Consider the following 16070-nt stretch of genomic DNA (forward strand, 5'->3'; position numbering starts at 1 on the left):
CCGGCTCCCACAGGTACTGCAGCGCCGCAGTTAATGTGGGAGCCGGCTTGCCGGCGATAGGTCGCGAAAGCGACCCTGTTAGTACTGCTGGCCAGGAATCGGCTTCAGGTTGACCTCGACCCGGCGGTTCTGCGCCCGGCCATTGGTATCGGCATTGCTGGCGATCGGCTGATCCGGGCCCATGCCACGCGCCGATACGCGCGTGCCATCGATACCCTGCGAGGTCAGGTAGCTGCTGACCGCCTGGGCGCGACGCTGGGACAGGTCCATGTTGTGCTGGCGGCTGCCAGTGCTGTCAGTGAAGCCAACCACTTCGATGGTGTTCTGGTTGAACTGCTTGAACGAGTTCGCCAGGTTGTTCAGCGGCGCGTAGAAGCTCGGGGAAATGTTCGCCGAATCGGTGGCGAAGGTGATGTTGCCCGGCATGATCAGCTTGATCTGGTCACCCTCGCGCTGTACTTCGACGCCGGTATTGGCCATCTTGGCGCGCAGTTCGGCTTCCTGCTTGTCGGCATAGTAGCCGTAGCCGGCGGCGGCGGCACCGACCGCGGCGGCGCCGATCAGCGCACCCTTGCCACGGTTGTCGTGATCGATGGCGGCACCGGCGATGGCGCCGGCCAGCGCGCCCAGGCCGCCGTACTTGGCGGTCTTGCTCATCCCGGTGGAGCCGCCCTGCGCCTGACCTTGGTTGTCATAAGCATTTTGGCCGGCGCAGCCGGTCATCAGGGCTGCGGCAGTTGCGACGATAATCAGACGACGCATGTTGAACATGGACAAGCTCCTACAGAAATTCAGTTGTGCGGCAGATCGCAGAGGGATCAATGCCAGCCTTGGATCGCATGAAGGCGAAATAATTCCATGAAACCACTTTCATGTGGTTTCAGGCCCGCACGAACGGGTTCTCGCGCATCTCGTCACCCAGTCGGGTATCAGGGCCGTGTCCGGTGACCACGATAGCCTCTTCATCCAGGCGATACAGACGCTCCTTGATCGAGCGAACGATGGCGCGCTGGTCGCCACCCCACAAATCGGTGCGGCCGATACCCCGGCGGAACAGGGTATCACCGGCAATCAGCAACTTGGCGTCGGCGAACCAGAAGCTCATCGAACCTGGCGTATGCCCCGGCGTGTGCAGGGCCACACCGCAGCCACAGGCCAGCGCTTCGTCATCACCGAGCCAGCGGTCTGGCGGGGGCACCGGGGTGTAGGGCACGCCGAACATCTGGCATTGCATTTCAAGGTTGTCCCACAAGGCCTGGTCGTCCTTGTGCAGGTGCAACGTGGCGCCGGTGAGTTCCTTGAGCTTGCCCGAGGCGAGGAAATGGTCGAAGTGCGCGTGGGTGTGGATGATGCTCACCAGGGTCAGGCCGTGGGCCTGCAGGCGGGCGAGAATTTTCTCCGGGTCGCCGCCCGGGTCGACGACGATGGCTTTCTTGGTCAGCGGGTCGCCGATCAGCGTGCAGTTGCACTGCAGGGGGCCTACGGGGAAGGTTTCGCGGATGAGGGCTAGCGATGTGTTTTCCATGAGAATCAATCAATCGAATAGCGTTTGAATGCGAGCCAAGGCGTCGAGGATAACCACCTCCGGAACCGACTCGATACGTTTGGCACCTCGGGCTTCAAGGTCGACCGTGCGAAGCTGATTGCAGAGCATTACCCCTTGGGTCTGAGTGCCTGCGCCGCTAAGGGTAACCGCAAAGCCTGCATGCCTGGCGAAATCTGCGCCCTGGGAAATGGGTACGATCACAGCGAGCCCTGCTGCATTGAAGGCGGCTGGCGTGATAACCAGGGCCGGGCGGCCACTGCCCTGTTGTTCCCGGCCAAGCGTAGGGTCCAGGTTGATCAGAACGATATCGCCTCTGCCAAACTTGACCCGCTTCACACTTCACGCCCCACTGGACGCATTGCGTTCCACTCGGCCATATCCTCAGGCTCGGGAGCATTCAGGTCACATTGCGCCATCAGCTCATCAAGGGTGTACTTGGGTTTGGGCCGCACGGGCTTGAGCACAAGCGTTTCCCCTGTCGTGTCCAGGCTCAGGGTCGAACCGACACCGAGGCGCATTTGTTTGAGCACTGCCGCCGGCAGGCGAATGGCGGCACTGTTGCCCCATTGCTGAATCTTGATCTGCATGAGTATCTCCCAAGGTAGATACATAGTAGAAACCCTCCAAGTGATTGCAAGTGAAATGTAGAAACGTCGTATCTACAATGTCACCCGCCGGGCCCCTGAAAAAGCCCGGATATCACGAGAAAGCGCTTCCTCACGATGCCTTGGGAAACGGCTTGCAAACGCTCACTTGGCGCTTACGGCAAGTACAACTTGAACAGCCCTCCCCCAAGCGCCCCGCCATTGGCAATCTCGATACGCCCCCGCACCCCGTCGCGCTCATGCAGCGCCGCGATCCGCGCCGCGAAGTACAGGCCAAGGCCGGTGCCACCGCTCTGCGCATCGATGCTCTGCACATAATCCTGTTGCCGTTCGATCATAAGTGCCGGGTACCCGGGGCCGTCATCGTTGACGCTGATGACCAGTTGCTCGTCTTCTTCTCCGATGCTGATCAACAGCGCATGCCCGGCATAGCGCGTGGCATTGGTGACCACATTGGCGATCACCGAGGCGACCAGTTCACGGTCGAAGAAGCCCAGCGGGTTGTCGCTGTCGATACGCCAGGTGGCGAGGATGTCGTTGTGTTCCAGCACTTGCTGGTGGGCCGCCAGCTGGGCTTCGATGAAGTCGTCCAGCTCGTGGTAGTCCGGGCAGACCGGCAACTGGTTGACGCCCAGTTTGTACAACCCGAGCAACTGCACCAGCATGCCGTTGAGGTGTCGGAATTCGTGTTCGATCACCCCTTGCTCGGTGCCACTACGCAGGTCTTCGGGCAAGCGTGCCAGCCACTGGTCGTGAGACTGGATCAGCGCTGACAGCGAGTTTTTCAGGTCATGCACGGTGGAGGCGATCACCGTGGAAAAATCCAGCCCCTGATTGTCCTGGCTCATGCGCCGAATACCTTGATGTGCAATTTGCGGTAGCGGTCGTAACGGCTGTCGCTGGGGGGAATACCGGCCACGCTGGTCAGGCAGCTACGGCATTCCTGCAGGATGGCCGGCGGCGTGACTTCACCACCGATGCGCAGCAGCGCCTGGGAAGTATTGAGCGCGATACTGATGTTCCTGGGCTGCAGCGACAGGGCTTTGCGGAACATCTGCAACGCTTCGTTGAGCTGCCCGGCCTGGTAGCTGCGCACCCCTTGGCGGTTGAGGTCGACGGCCTCGGTGACAGCGTTGAGTACGGTCGGGTCGTCGGTGAGCGCGGCCACGCTCTGCATGACTTTGGGATCGTCACCGTAGGTTTCCACGCAGCTCTTGAGGATGGTGACACTTGCGGCTTCCTGACCAAGCGCCTGCAGCTGCCTGGCCACGGTCAGGGCGGCCTCGACCGAGAAAAACTGCTCCATCTTGTCCAGCCGTGCAATGGCCTGCTCCGTGAGCTTGGCGGCCGTTTCGGCATCGCCGGCCTGCTGCAGGCTGGCGGCCTTCATCATGCGCGCACGCACTTGCAGCCCCTGGTCTTCGGCATTGTCCTTGGCCACTTCGCTGAGCACGGTATTGATCTCGACACGGGCACGGGCATCCAGGCCAAAACCGGCATTCTTGCTCATCAAGGCCTGCACCAGGCCAAGGTTGCTTTCAGGATCCTTGTAGCGAGAACTCTTGCCCTGGTTGACCGCATGGCGGAACGCCTTCGAGGCGCTCTCGAAGTCTTCGTTCACCAGCGCCAACTTGCCCAGCGTGGCCTGACGCCGCACCGCCAGTGGCGACAGGCGCACCGCCTCTTCAAGCATGTTCTGGGCGCGCTTGGTATCGCCTTGGGCCACCAATACGTCGGCCATGCCATCGTACAGCCCAGGCATGATCGGGAAGGCCTTGAGCGCCTGTTCGTAGACGCCCTGGGCCTGGGCATTCTGGCCGCGCTTGTGCATCAGGCTGCCCAGTGCCGAGTACACCCAAGGCTGCGGACGGCTGGCGAGGATGCTCTTGAGGAACTTCTCCAGCTCCTCGAAGCGGTTGAGGTGACGCAAGGCATCGGCCCGGTAGCGCAGGCACAAAGGCGCGAAGCGCGGGTCTTTCTTGCACAGTTCGGCACAGGCCACCAGTACTTCGGCCGGGCGGCCGCGGTCCAGGGCCTGGAGGATCGGCTTGAGCAAGGTCTTGCGCTGCGTGAGCTTGTCCAGGCGCTGAGCCAGGCCCACGCGGTTGAACGGTTTGGTCAGGTAGGCATCAGGCTCATGCTCGAGGGCGCTGAGCACGATGGCCTGGCTGCTTTCGGCGGTGACCATGATGAACACGCACTCGTGGCTGATCAGCTTGTCGAGGATCAGGTCCTCGAGCACTTGCTGGCCGTTCTTCTTGCCGTCACCGAGGTGGAAGTCCTGGAGAATGTAGTCATAGCGCTTCTGCCCGCACATGCGCAGGGCCTGCTCACCACTGTCGGCAGTGTCCACGTCGCGCACGCCCAGCTCTCGCAGCATCGAACGGGTCGAGGTGCGGAAGTCGGTGAAGTCGTCGACGATCAGAAAGCTCTTTTGCCCGTACTGCAGCATCAACACGACCTGTATTGGGATGATGGGTGGATGGCGTGAGGCGATGCATACCGCCGACTCCTTTATCGGCCGTTGGTCGGAAAAGATGAGGGCAAGCATGAAGGGCTCAATGCCAGCGCTTTATCGGGCCCTTCGCTGAACAGCCCGCTGTCAGGCCAGCAGGCCCAGCGACTTGGCCCGCGCCACCGCCTGGGTTCGCCGCTCCACACCCAGCTTGCTGTTGATATGGCTGGCGTGAGTCTTGACGGTGTGCAGGGAGATGAACAACCGCTCGCTGATCTGCTGGTTGGAACACCCCTGCGCGATCAGCTCCAGCACCGCCAGCTCACGGCCGCTCAGGGATTCGCCAGTGCCGCCTGGCGCGATGGCTATCTCGGGCAGGCGCGCCAGCAGCTCGGCCTGCAGCGGGCAGGCGGGACGCGCGAGCAACTGCTCGCGCAGCCACAGCGGATGCAACTCGATCAGCCGCTGGAACGGCAACACCACGCCACCCTGGGCTGCCGCCAGGGCCATCGGCAGCAGCTCGGCAGCCTCGGCTTCGCGGCCTTGCACCAACAACAGGTCGATCCACTGGCACGACGCGCTCAGCGCCAGCAACATGCCGCCACTGGCCTGCCCGCGCTCGACCAGGTCGCGCAAACGAACCACGGCCTCGTCGCTGCGCCCCTGAACACGTTCGAGCAACGCCTGCTGCAACTCGATATGCAAGGGCAGCAACGGGTGAAACTCGGGCGCCGCCGCACGTTGCTCACCGCCATAGGTCTGCCCCAGGCGCAGCAACCAGGACTCGGCCAGGTCGGTACGCCCCTGAGCCAGCCACAATTCGCACTTCACCAACGTAATCATGGCCAGGTAGAAGATGGGCGGCACATCCCAGATGTGCATCAGCCGCTCGGCCTCGGCCAGCTCGGCGAACGCCTCTGCATAATTGCCCTCCCGGCCATCGAGCCCGGCGATCACGCAATGGCCGATCAGTACGCTGATGTCGCGACAGGCACGCGCCTCGCCCAGCCCTGCACGCAAGCGCGCGCGCCCTTGGGCAGGTTGCAGGCGCCACACCAGCAGATAACCCTCGTACAAGGTGAGCCGCGCACGCACGGCGAACAGGCGCTGCGCCTGCAGCCCCTGCAGCCGCGCCAGCCCCTGGCGTACTTCTTCCAGCGCGCGCAGCACTTCACCACGGGCATGCAGCACCCGCGCGCGATCGTAGTGCGCCAAGGCTTCGAACAGCGGGTTGCCGACCCGCTGGGCAAGCTCGAGCGCTTCACGGTTCCAGCTCCGCGCGCGCCAGTAGTCGGCGTCGGCGATGGCCAGGTTCGACAGCGTCGACAAACACACCAGGCGCTGCCCATAGCGCTTGCACGGCAGGCTCTGCAGCGCTTCGCCGCAATAGGCCAGGGTGCGCTTGCGATCCCCCCGCCCACGGGCGATGACCCCGCTCAACGCCAGCCATTGCGCCAGCATCGACCGTTGCGCCGTGGCTGAGGGCGCGGGCAGAAAACGGCTGAGGTGGCTTGCCAGTTCTTCCGCGGCATCGAGCTGGCAGGCCAGGCCCAATGCCCAGCTGTACAGCACGATCAGCCGCGGCGTGCTGATCAGCAGGCTGTCGGGCAGGTCCATTTTCCAGCGCAGCAGCATGCCGACGTTCTGCTCGGCCAGCAGCTGTTCCTCCGAAAGGCTCTGTACCAGGTTGGCGGCAACGTCCAGGTGGCCGGCACGCAATGCCTGCTCCACCGCCTCGTCAAGCAGGCCCTGGGACTGGAACCAGCGACAGGCGCGAAGGTGCAGGCGGGCCGGCGGTTCGCTGGCCTGCCGGCTGCGCAGCAGGTCGGAGAACAGATGATGGTAGCGATACCAGTGACCATGCTCGTCCAGCGGCACCAGGAACACCTGATGGGCTTGCAGGTAGCTGAGGATCGCAGCACTGTCGTGACGTTCGCGCACGGCATCGCACAACGCCGCGCAGAAGCGTTCCTGGCAAGCGGTGTCGAACAGGAAGGCCTGCACGTCCGACGGCAGGATGTCGATGACTTCTTCCAGCAGGTAATCGCGAATCAGCCCCTCGCCGCCATGCAGCGCCTGGGGCAAAGCGTACTCATCGCCGCACTCGCTGGCCGCCAGCTGCCAGAAGCGCAGCCCGGCCACCCAGCCGTCACTGCGCTGGATGAGGTTGTCCAGAGCCTGGCCACGCAAGCCCGTCGGCTGACGACCGATGACGGCCAGGGCCTCATCGGCGGTAAGGCGCAGATCCTGCTCGTTCAGCTCGACCAGCTGCCGCGACAGGCGCAGCCGCGCCAGGTGCCAGTCCGGGCGCTGGCGGCTGGTGACGAGCAAGACCAGGCCGCCGGGCAGGTGATTGAGGAAGAACTGCAGGCAGCGGTCGAGCACGGGGCCCTGGGCCAGGTGATAGTCGTCCAGCACCAGCAGCAACGGCGTGTCGGCCTGCAGGTAGAGCGCAAGCTCGTCGAGCAGGCCGTCGATCCACTCCTCGAAGGCGAACGGCTGGTGACGCTGGCGCATCTTCAGCAGCCCCATGGCCTGGCCGCCCAGTGCCGGGCAGTATTGCTGCAGCCCTTCAAGCAGGCGTTCGAGGAAGCGGCCTGGTTCGGCATCGCGCTGGCTCAGGCCGAGCCAGAGGCTGCGCCAATGGTCGGGCAGCGCTTCACAGAATTCGATGGCAAGGGAGCTTTTGCCAAAACCCGCCGGGGCATTGACCAGCAGCAAGCGACCGCCCAGGCCCGCGTGCAGACGCTGGCACAGCCGTGCACGCGCCACGTGGCCGTCCGGCAATGGCGGCCGGAAGAAACGCCCGTCCAGCAAGCCCAGGGCCTGGCTGGCGAATCCATGCGTACGGGACAAATCTGTCATGGCCGGCTCGTTCTGGTTGGAAGACTACGGCGATACGGATTGTTGCGAGACTAGCGGGTAACGTGGCGCATTTGAAGATGATGGGCACCATTACCCTGGAAAAGTCTGCGACAAAAAGCAACTTGGCTGCTGGACAGCGGGCTGGCGCGGGGGTTTGGCGGGGTATTCAGCAGAATGATTGCCGGAGCAGAACAGAAACGCCCCGGCAAGCCGGGGCGTTCTGGGGGATCACACGGAGTTGCGGGTTATCGACTCAGCGAATACCGGCCTGGCGCAGGGCCGCAGGCTGGAAGTCGGCCTTGCTGGCATTGAAGCCGAAGTCGTAGGCACGCTTCTCTTCGTTCTTCATGCCCAGGGCCAGGTAGCGGCCCGACTGCAGGTCGTAGATGGCTTCAAGGGTGTACCACGGCACTTGCACGTTGTAGTAGTCCTGGGCATGCGCCTCGGATACACGCCACAGCTGGTTACGGCCGTCATACTGGTCGATCACCGCGGCCTGCCAGGTGTCTTCGTCGATGTAGAAGTCACGCTTGGCGTAGATGTGCCGTTGGCCCGGCTTGAGCGTCGCGACCACATGCCATACCCGGCGCAGCTCGTAACGGGCCAGATCCTGGTTGATGTGGCCAGCCTTGATGATATCGCCGTACTTGAGCTTCGGATCGTCGAGCTTGTAGGCGTTCGAGGCGATGTACATCTCCTTCTTGCCTTCGAGCTTCCAGTCGTAACGGTCTGGCGCACCGTTGTACATGTCCAGGTTGTCCGAGGTACGCAGGCCGTCGGCAGCCGTACCCGGGCCATCGTAGGACACCTGCGGTGCCTGGCGCACCCGGCGCTGGCCGGCGTTGTAGATCCACGCCTTGCGCGGTTCCTTGACCTGGTCGAGCGTCTCGTGCACCAGCAGCACGGTACCGGCCAGGCGCGCTGGCGCAGTCACTTCCTGCTTGAAGTAGAAGAGAATGTTGCCCGGGTTGTTCGGGTCGTAATCCTTCATCCTGTCGCGGAACACGAATTGGTCGGCGAAGTACACCAGGCTGTAGGAGCCGTTCTGCTGTGGGGTGGCCTGGGTGACCAGACGGCTGACACTGCCGCCACGGTAACGGGTGATGTGGTTCCAGATCACCTCCAGCCCGCTTTTGGGAATCGGGAACGGCACGGCGGTCTGGAAGTTGTTCAGCCCGTTGCCGCCTTCGACCAGGGTGGTGCTGGTGGCGTTTTTCTTGATGGCGGCGAACACCTCGTCAGGCACGGTGGCGCCTCGGTGGGTCTTGTACACCGGGATCTTGAAGGTGTCCGGGTAGCGCTTGAGCATCGCCATCTGGCCCGGCGACAGCTTGTCCTTGTACTGCTCGGCGTTCTGCGCGGTGATGGTGAACAGCGGCTTGTCGCTGCCATAAGGGTCGGAGAGGAAACCCCTGGCATCTACGCTGCCCGCGGTCCTGGACAGTGGCTGCCAAGGGCCGATGGAGCCATCGGCATTGCCGGCTTTTTCCGCGCCCATTGGCGTCAGGGTGCTGCCCAGCTTGGCCGCTTCGTCGGCGGAAACTGCCGCCATGACGCTGCTCGCCAGCAGGGACAGGCCCAGCACACCGGCTTGCAGCAGACTTCTGGTCTTGTTCATGTGGTGTCGTCCTGGATCTGAGTGCTTAGAAGTTCACGCCGAAGCTGAGCGCGACGAAGTCGCGATCATCCACGGTGGTGTACTCGCCATCGAAGAAATTGGTGTACGACAGGCTGGCGGTGTAGGTGTTCTGGTACTCGGCGTCCAGGCCCAGGCTGATCGCCTTGCGGCCTTCCTCGAAGTTGGCGCCAGGGCCCGGCGAGTAGCCGGACACGTCATGCGACCAGGCCACGTTGGGCTTGAGGTTGACCCCGGCGAACACGTCGTTGTAGTCCCAGATGACCCGGGCGCGGTAACCCCAGGAGGTGCTGGTGGTGAAGCCGTCGTTTTCGCAATTGCGGTTCAGGTTGGCGGTCGAGGTACCGGGGCCGGCGCCGGCGATGGTGCTGGCATTGAGCGCCTGGCAGGTATTGGCGCCGCCCGTGGATGGCAGCGGACCCGGGCCGAACACAGGGTCGCGACCATAACGGGTATCGTGCGCGCTCTCGAGGCCACCGACGTGGGTGACGCCCACTTCGCCGACCACGGTCATGCGGCTGGCGCCCATCACCTGGTCGAAGAAGTGCGTCAGGGTGGTCTGGAACTGGGTGATTTCCTTGCGGCGATAGCCGTGCAGGTCTTCGCCCGGGGTGCCGGTGAGCAGCGAAGCATTGGTCAGTGCGCCACCAATAGGGCGCACGCCGGCGAACAGGATATCGGTGGTGTTCAGCTGCACCGGCGCATTCGGCCGGTAGCTGAGCTCGCCGCTCCACGCGGTGCCGGTGGGCAGCGTGGTGGAGAAGCTCAGGCCATACAGGCGGATATCCTCGGGGTACTCGACGAAGTACTGCGAGTTGCCCGCCACGATCAGCGGTGCCAGGGCACGCAATTGCGGGGGCAGCCTGCTGAGGCTGCCGAACACCGCCGGCGAAGCGCCGGTGGCGCTGAAGATCGGCGCGCGGCTGTGGTAGTTCATGAAGTAGGCACCGAACTCGGTGTCCAGCGGCTCGAACATGTAGCGCATGGCCACGCCGAACTGACCGCTGTCGCGGGCATCGCGGTCAGCGCCACGGGCCACCATCACGCCTTCTTCGTTGATGTCCACGCCCTGGGTGGCGAGGAACTGCTGGGCCGGCACCGGCACGGTACGGCTGCTGTTGAGCACGCGCAGGTTGTTGTTGCAACCATCGGCGATGATGTCGGGCTGGGAGAAGAAGGTGCCGCAGTTGTCGACGACGGTCTGGTCCCATTCGATCTGGTAGAAGGCTTCGGCCGACAGGTTGTCGGTGAGGCTCTGCGAGATGTAGAACATGTTGACCGGAATCAGGCCTTCCTTGATCTCGGCACCTGGGCGGCGGAACGCGGCCACGTCGATCGGGTTGATCGAGTTGATGCCACCGCCGATGAAGGTGCTCTCACCCCAGCTCACTACCTGCTTGCCCAGGCGCACCGAGCCCGGCTGATCGGCGATCGAGTAGTTGTGGTAGACGAAGGCGTCGAGCAGTTGGGCGCCGGAGGACTTGGCGCCTTCCTTGCGGCCGGAATCGCTGATGTCCTTGAACGGGCGGTTCTCGTCCTTGAGTTCGAAGTCGTACCAGTACTTGCCCCGCACGAACACGCCGGTGTCGCCGTACTTGAGCTCCAGGTCATGGATGCCCTTGAAGATCTTCGAGAAGGTTTCGCCCTTCTTGAAGTTCAGGTGACCATCGTCGGAGGTTTGCGACAGGCCCTTGCCACCATTGTTGACCCCGATCAGGTTCTGGTTCGGGTTGGCAGTCGACCAGCTGGCCCCGACAGAGAGCGACGAGTCGAACTGGCCTTCGATTTCACCGATGTTGAAACTGACCGCAAAAGCAGGACTTGCGAGCGTGGAAGCAAGGCTGACCGCCAAGGGCAGCTTGGCCCGGCGCCAGAACGTATTTGCAGATGTCATCGACGCTACTCCATGTACTTTTTTTGTTATGGCAGTGAGTCCTTTCAAGAACGGTCCGTGAGACCGGTATGCGGGTTCACACCCGCGGCGACACATGTTGCACATGTCGCCCTCCCCCATTCCTGAAGATCCCCTGGCCCCGACTATAGCCAGCAGGCGCAGGTGCTTGATCCCTCTAAAGTGTGATTTGCGAGTTGGGGCGCCATTTCACCCCGGTGTTTCCAGTTTGCACGCTGGCAGTGCTGAAGGATGGCGTATTTTTTCTGTTTGGCAAGGATCAAACCGCTCTAGCTCGCGGGTCGCGTTCTGTCGCACGCGACCCGTGCCACACCTACACGGTGGACAGGAAGGCGCTGTTACTGGCCTGCCACTGGACGATGTCCTGGCGGATGCGCTTCTTGTCGAGCTTGCCGACACTGGTCTTGGGAATTTCAGTAACAACGGCGATCTGGCTGGGAATCGCCCACTTGTTGATATGTCCTTGCTCCACAAAAGGCTTGAGGTGTTCCTTGAGCGATTTGGCATCGATGGCCTGGCCGTCACGTGACACCAACAGGGCAAACGGGCGCTCGCCCCATTGCGGATCGGCCACCCCCACCACCGCCACTTCGCGCACGGCAGGGTGGCGGCTGATCAGGTCCTCGAGGTCGAGTGACGAGATCCACTCGCCACCGGTCTTGATGACATCCTTGATGCGGTCGCGAATATCGATGTAGCCCATGCCGTCCAGCGTGGCGACGTCGCCGGTGTGCAGCCAGCCACCCTGCCACAGCTCTTCGCTCTTCTCCGGCTCCTTGAAGTAACCCATGGTCAGCCAGGGCGCACGCAGCACCAGTTCACCCTGGGTCTCGCCATCGGCCGGAAGGAAGTTGCCATCGCCATCGACGATCGCCGCCTCCACCAACGGCACCGGCACGCCGGCCTTGATCCGGTAGGTGACGCGCTCGTCCTCGCTGCCTGCCTGCAGTTCATCGTTGAGGTGCGCGGCGGAGATCAGCGGGCAGGTTTCGGACATGCCATAGGCCGCGGTCAGCTGGATGCCACGGGCCAGGGCGGCCTGGTACAGCGAGCGGTTGAGCGCGCTGCCGCCGATGATGATCTTCCAGCCGCCGAAGTCCTGGCCCTGCGAACTCGGGCAGTTGAGCAGCATCTGCAGGATGGTCGGTACGCAGTGGGAGAAGGTGACCTTCTCCTCACGCCACAGCTTGACCAGCATGTCCGGCTCGTAACGCCCGGGGTAGACCTGCTTCATGCCCAGCATGGTCGCAGCGTAGGGAATGCCCCAGGCATGTACATGAAACATCGGCGTGATCGGCATGTAGACGTCGTTGCTGCCGAGCAGGCGCACACTGTCGATGCTGCCGGTAACCGACGCCTCGGCGAGGGTGTGCAGCACCAGCTGGCGATGGGTGAAGTACACCCCCTTCGGGTTGCCGGTGGTGCCGGTGGTGTAGAAGGTGGTGGCCACCGAGTTCTCGTCGAAGTCCGGGAAGTCGTACTGCGGGCTGGCCGCAGCGAGCAGTTGCTCGTACTCGCCCACCAGGTTGGGCAGCTCGGCGGTCTTCGCCTCGCCATCGGTCAGCAGCAAGGTCTTGTCGACCGTGGTCAATTGCCCGGCAATGCCCTGGTAGAGCCCGACGAAGTCGCTGTTGACCAGTACCACGCGGTCCTCGGCGTGGTTCATGGTGTAGAGGATCTGCTCGGGTGACAGGCGCACATTGATGGTGTGCACCACCGCGCCGATCATCGGGATGGCGAACATGCATTCGAGGTAGCGGTGGCTGTCCCAATCCATCACCGCCACCGTGTCGCCGGCCTTGACCCCGGCCTCGGTCAGCACGTTGGCCAGGCGTGCGATGCGCTCGTTGAGTTGTGGATAAGTCAGCCGCAGCTGGTCGCGGTAGACGATTTCGCGGGTTTTCTCGTAACGGCTGCCAGACATCAGCAGGCGCTTGATCAACAGGGGGAATGAATAGGCGCCCTCGGCGGGCTTGATGATGCGGGTCTGCAGCATGGGTATCCCTTCTTGAAAAGCGAGCCGGACAAGTCTGGGGTCTACTGTAGTTCGCCAATGTGACGACCAAATCAGCCGAAGGAATGATTTGGCTGCAGAAGGTATGAGTGGCATTGTGCGGAGTGACCGATCACCCCCGTCAATGCCTCTGGAGCCTTACCGATGCCCAGCCCGCGTCGCGCCGTGTTTCTCGATCACCAGTCCCTGGACCTCGGTGACCTCGACCTTTCCCCGCTGCACGATCAGTTCGACGAACTGCAGCTGTTCGCCTCGACCCGCCCCGAGCAGGTGGCCGAGCGCCTGCAGGGCGCCGTCGCAGTGGTGAGCAACAAGGTCATGCTCGACGCCGAGGCCCTGGCAGCCAACCCCCAGCTCAAGCTGATCCTGGTGGCCGCCACCGGCACCAACAACGTCGACCTGGCGGCCGCCCGCGCCCAAGGGATCACCGTGTGCAACTGCCAAGGCTATGGCACGCCCTCGGTGGCCCAGCACACCATCGCCCTGTTGCTGGCCCTGGCCACGCGCCTGTGCGACTACAACCGGGCAGTGGCAGACGGGCAATGGGCCAAGGCCAGCCAGTTCTGCCTGCTGGATTACCCAATCGTCGAACTGGAGGGCAAAACCCTTGGCCTGCTTGGCCATGGCGAGCTCGGTGGCGCTGTGGCGCGGCTGGCCGAGGCCTTTGGCATGCGCGTACTGAGTGGTCAGATCCCCGGCCGTCCGGCACGCGACGACCGGCTGCCGCTGGACGAACTGCTGCCGCAGGTGGATGCGCTGACCCTGCACTGCCCCCTCAACGAACACACCCGGCACATGATCGGTGCCCGCGAACTGGCGTCGCTCAGGCCGGGTGCGCTGGTGGTCAATACCGCCCGGGGTGGTCTGATCGACGAACAAGCGTTGGCGGACGCCCTGCGCAACGGCCATCTGGGCGGCGCCGCCACCGACGTACTGAGCGTCGAGCCGCCGGTCGGTGGCAACCCGCTACTGGCCCAGGACATCCCAGGCCTGGTCATTACCCCGCACAGCGCCTGGGGCGCGGTGGAGTCGCGCCAGCGCATCGTCGGCCAGCTCAGCGAGAACGCCCAGGCCTTCTTCGCCGGCCAGCCACGCCGCGTGGTCTGCTGAGCGTAGCGGTCGGCTCTGCTACACTGCGCCACTTTTTTTCAGGAGGCGTCTGTCCATGGACCCGCGCAGTGAAGTGTTGCTCCGCCAGGCGGACCTGTTCCAGGGTCCGCTGCTGCTCGCCGGCGCCCCCGCCGACGACCTGCTTGGCCAACTGCCCAAGGCCCATGGCTGGACCTGGCATGCGGGCGATCAGGCCATGCTCGACAGCCGCTTCGCCGGGCGCAGCCATTACGGCGTCGAGGCGCCGCCTGTGGCTTTCGAAGCAGCCGTTCTGTTCCTGCCCAAATCCCGAGAACTGGCGGCCTACCTGCTCAATGCCCTGGCCTCGCGCCTGGGCGGCCGTGAACTTTACCTGGTGGGCGAAAAGCGCGGTGGCATCGAAGGCGCAGCCAAGCAGCTGCAGGCTTTCGGCAAACCACGCAAACTCGACAGCGCCCGGCACTGCCAACTGTGGCAGGTCACCGTGGAGCACGCGCCTGAAGCCAAGCCGCTGGAGAGCCTGGCCGAACGTTTCACCCTTGATCTGGAGGACGGCCCGCTGCAGGTGGTGAGCCTGCCCGGGGTGTTCAGCCACGGCCGTCTGGACCGCGGCACGGCACTGTTGCTCAAGCACCTGGACAATCTGCCGGTCGGCCATGTGCTGGACTTCGGCTGCGGCGCCGGCGTGCTCGGGGCAACGGTGAAGCGGCGTTATCCACCGAGCCAGGTCACCTTGCTGGATGTCGATGCCTTCGCCGTGGCTGCCAGCCGCCTGACCTTGGCGGCCAACCAGCTGGAAGGCCAGGTCATCAGCGGTGACGGCATCGACGCGGCCCCCGGCGACCTGAGCCTGATCCTGAGCAACCCGCCGTTCCATACGGGTGTGCACACCAACTACCAGGCCTCGGAAAACCTGCTGAAAAAATCAGGCGAACATCTGCGAAAAGGTGGCGAAATGCGTTTGGTCGCCAACAGCTTCCTGCGCTACCAGCCGCTGATCGAAGGGGCTTTGGGCAACTGCCAGACCTGCGCAGAAGCCGATGGCTTTCGCATATACCGGGCAACCCGCGGATAAAAACAGGGCTTGCCGAAACCGTTTCGGCTAGGCAGAATCCGCTCCGTCCTAGGGGAGTAGTCTCCCGCGAGCGCCCTGCTCGCCCGGCACGCGTCAACATACTTGGCCCACAGGCCATGGCGCGTGCGACCCACGATCTGCGCAGACAGATCCAGGGTTTGACAAGACCTATGACACGCACACCTTACCCGGGGCGGGGAGGCTGTACGTGTCATAGCCGTGTCGACCCGCCCCCGTAGGAATCCTGATGCTGGAATCTCTGTTGGTCCCCACCGCAATCGTCGCCCTCGCCGAAATTGGCGACAAGACGCAATTGCTCGCGCTCATTCTCGCTGCACGCTTCCGCAAACCCTGGCCGATCATCGCTGGCATCATCGCCGCTACCTTGGCCAACCATGCCGCCGCGGGGGCAGTAGGTGCCTGGGTCAGTGGGTTCTTCACCGAGACGACGCTGCACTGGATCCTCGCCGCGAGCTTCGCCGCCACGGCGCTGTGGACGCTGGTGCCGGACAAGATGGATGACGACGAGAACCCGGCGCGCCGCTTCGGCCCGTTCCTCACCACGCTGATTGCGTTCTTCCTGGCCGAGATCGGCGACAAGACCCAGGTCGCCACGGTGATGCTGGCAGCTCAGTATCCGCACCTGATCATGGTCATCATCGGTACCACCCTGGGCATGCTGATTGCCAACGTGCCGGTGGTGCTGGCGGGTAACTTTGCCGCGGAGAAACTGCCGCTGACACTGATTCGCCGCCTGGCGTCGGCCGCCTTCTTCGTGCTGGCGATCGTGGCGGTGTATTCGGCGATGAAGGCCAGTGGTTGGGTGGGGTAACGGGGAAAGACGGGGCCGCTTTGCGGCCCAATCGCCGGCAA

13 protein-coding genes and 1 riboswitch are annotated in these 16070 nt (G+C 63.6%); of the genes, 3 read left to right on the forward strand and 10 right to left on the reverse strand.

What is annotated here, in order from left to right:
- Window positions 1–78: 78 nt before the first annotated feature.
- The 10 genes from PMI38_RS24885 to PMI38_RS24930 form a co-directional block, all read right to left on the reverse strand.
- Window positions 79–771, reverse strand: a complete 693-nt coding sequence (locus tag PMI38_RS24885; protein WP_008100449.1) for an OmpA family protein — start codon at window positions 769–771, stop codon at window positions 79–81.
- Between the two features lie 109 nt (window positions 772–880).
- Complete coding sequence (locus tag PMI38_RS24890) at window positions 881–1525, reverse strand: MBL fold metallo-hydrolase (protein WP_008100451.1); 645 nt, start codon at window positions 1523–1525, stop codon at window positions 881–883.
- Between the two features lie 9 nt (window positions 1526–1534).
- Complete coding sequence (locus PMI38_RS24895; protein ID WP_043274111.1) at window positions 1535–1882, reverse strand: type II toxin-antitoxin system ChpB family toxin; 348 nt, start codon at window positions 1880–1882, stop codon at window positions 1535–1537.
- Entirely contained in the window at window positions 1879–2133 is a 255-nt protein-coding gene (locus PMI38_RS24900) for an AbrB/MazE/SpoVT family DNA-binding domain-containing protein (protein WP_043274113.1), read from the reverse strand. Before PMI38_RS24900 ends, PMI38_RS24895 begins: the two co-directional genes overlap by 4 nt.
- Window positions 2134–2306: 173 nt before the next feature.
- Window positions 2307–2999 (reverse strand): sensor histidine kinase, encoded by a 693-nt coding sequence (locus PMI38_RS24905; protein ID WP_008100455.1) that lies wholly within the window; start codon window positions 2997–2999, stop codon window positions 2307–2309.
- Window positions 2996–4603 carry a tetratricopeptide repeat-containing response regulator gene (locus PMI38_RS24910; RefSeq protein WP_043274112.1) on the reverse strand — a complete coding sequence of 536 codons (1608 nt, stop codon included), beginning with the start codon at window positions 4601–4603 and terminating at the stop codon, window positions 2996–2998. Before PMI38_RS24910 ends, PMI38_RS24905 begins: the two co-directional genes overlap by 4 nt.
- 150 nt (window positions 4604–4753) lie before the next feature.
- Entirely contained in the window at window positions 4754–7471 is a 2718-nt protein-coding gene (locus PMI38_RS24915; protein WP_008100459.1) for a LuxR C-terminal-related transcriptional regulator, read from the reverse strand.
- A gap of 253 nt (window positions 7472–7724) precedes the next feature.
- Window positions 7725–9089: a DUF1329 domain-containing protein gene (locus tag PMI38_RS24920; protein WP_008100460.1), complete on the reverse strand. Its 1365-nt coding sequence runs from the start codon at window positions 9087–9089 to the stop codon at window positions 7725–7727.
- A gap of 25 nt (window positions 9090–9114) precedes the next feature.
- The gene (locus PMI38_RS24925) at window positions 9115–11001 is read right to left on the reverse strand and encodes a DUF1302 domain-containing protein (protein WP_008100463.1); all 1887 of its coding nucleotides are present in this window, start codon (window positions 10999–11001) and stop codon (window positions 9115–9117) included.
- A gap of 331 nt (window positions 11002–11332) precedes the next feature.
- On the reverse strand, window positions 11333–13015 hold the full coding sequence (locus tag PMI38_RS24930) for a fatty acid--CoA ligase (protein WP_008100465.1): 1683 nt from the start codon (window positions 13013–13015) through the stop codon (window positions 11333–11335).
- Window positions 13016–13177: 162 nt separating this feature from the next.
- Between PMI38_RS24930 and PMI38_RS24935 the strand changes: the two genes are divergently transcribed.
- The 3 genes from PMI38_RS24935 to PMI38_RS24945 all read left to right on the forward strand — a co-directional run bounded on the left by PMI38_RS24935 (window position 13178) and on the right by PMI38_RS24945 (window position 16029).
- A complete protein-coding gene (locus tag PMI38_RS24935) occupies window positions 13178–14143 on the forward strand; it encodes a 2-hydroxyacid dehydrogenase (protein ID WP_008100467.1) in 966 nt (321 codons plus the stop codon).
- A 55-nt stretch (window positions 14144–14198) separates the two neighbouring features.
- Window positions 14199–15197 carry a class I SAM-dependent methyltransferase gene (locus tag PMI38_RS24940; RefSeq protein WP_008100469.1) on the forward strand — a complete coding sequence of 333 codons (999 nt, stop codon included), beginning with the start codon at window positions 14199–14201 and terminating at the stop codon, window positions 15195–15197.
- 38 nt (window positions 15198–15235) lie between these two features.
- Window positions 15236–15357: riboswitch (yybP-ykoY riboswitch) on the forward strand.
- Window positions 15358–15447: 90 nt separating this feature from the next.
- On the forward strand, window positions 15448–16029 hold the full coding sequence (locus PMI38_RS24945) for a TMEM165/GDT1 family protein (protein WP_177324927.1): 582 nt from the start codon (window positions 15448–15450) through the stop codon (window positions 16027–16029).
- Window positions 16030–16070: the final 41 nt, after the last annotated feature.

It is taken from the genome of Pseudomonas sp. GM84 (assembly GCF_000282535.1).
Taxonomy (GTDB): domain Bacteria; phylum Pseudomonadota; class Gammaproteobacteria; order Pseudomonadales; family Pseudomonadaceae; genus Aquipseudomonas.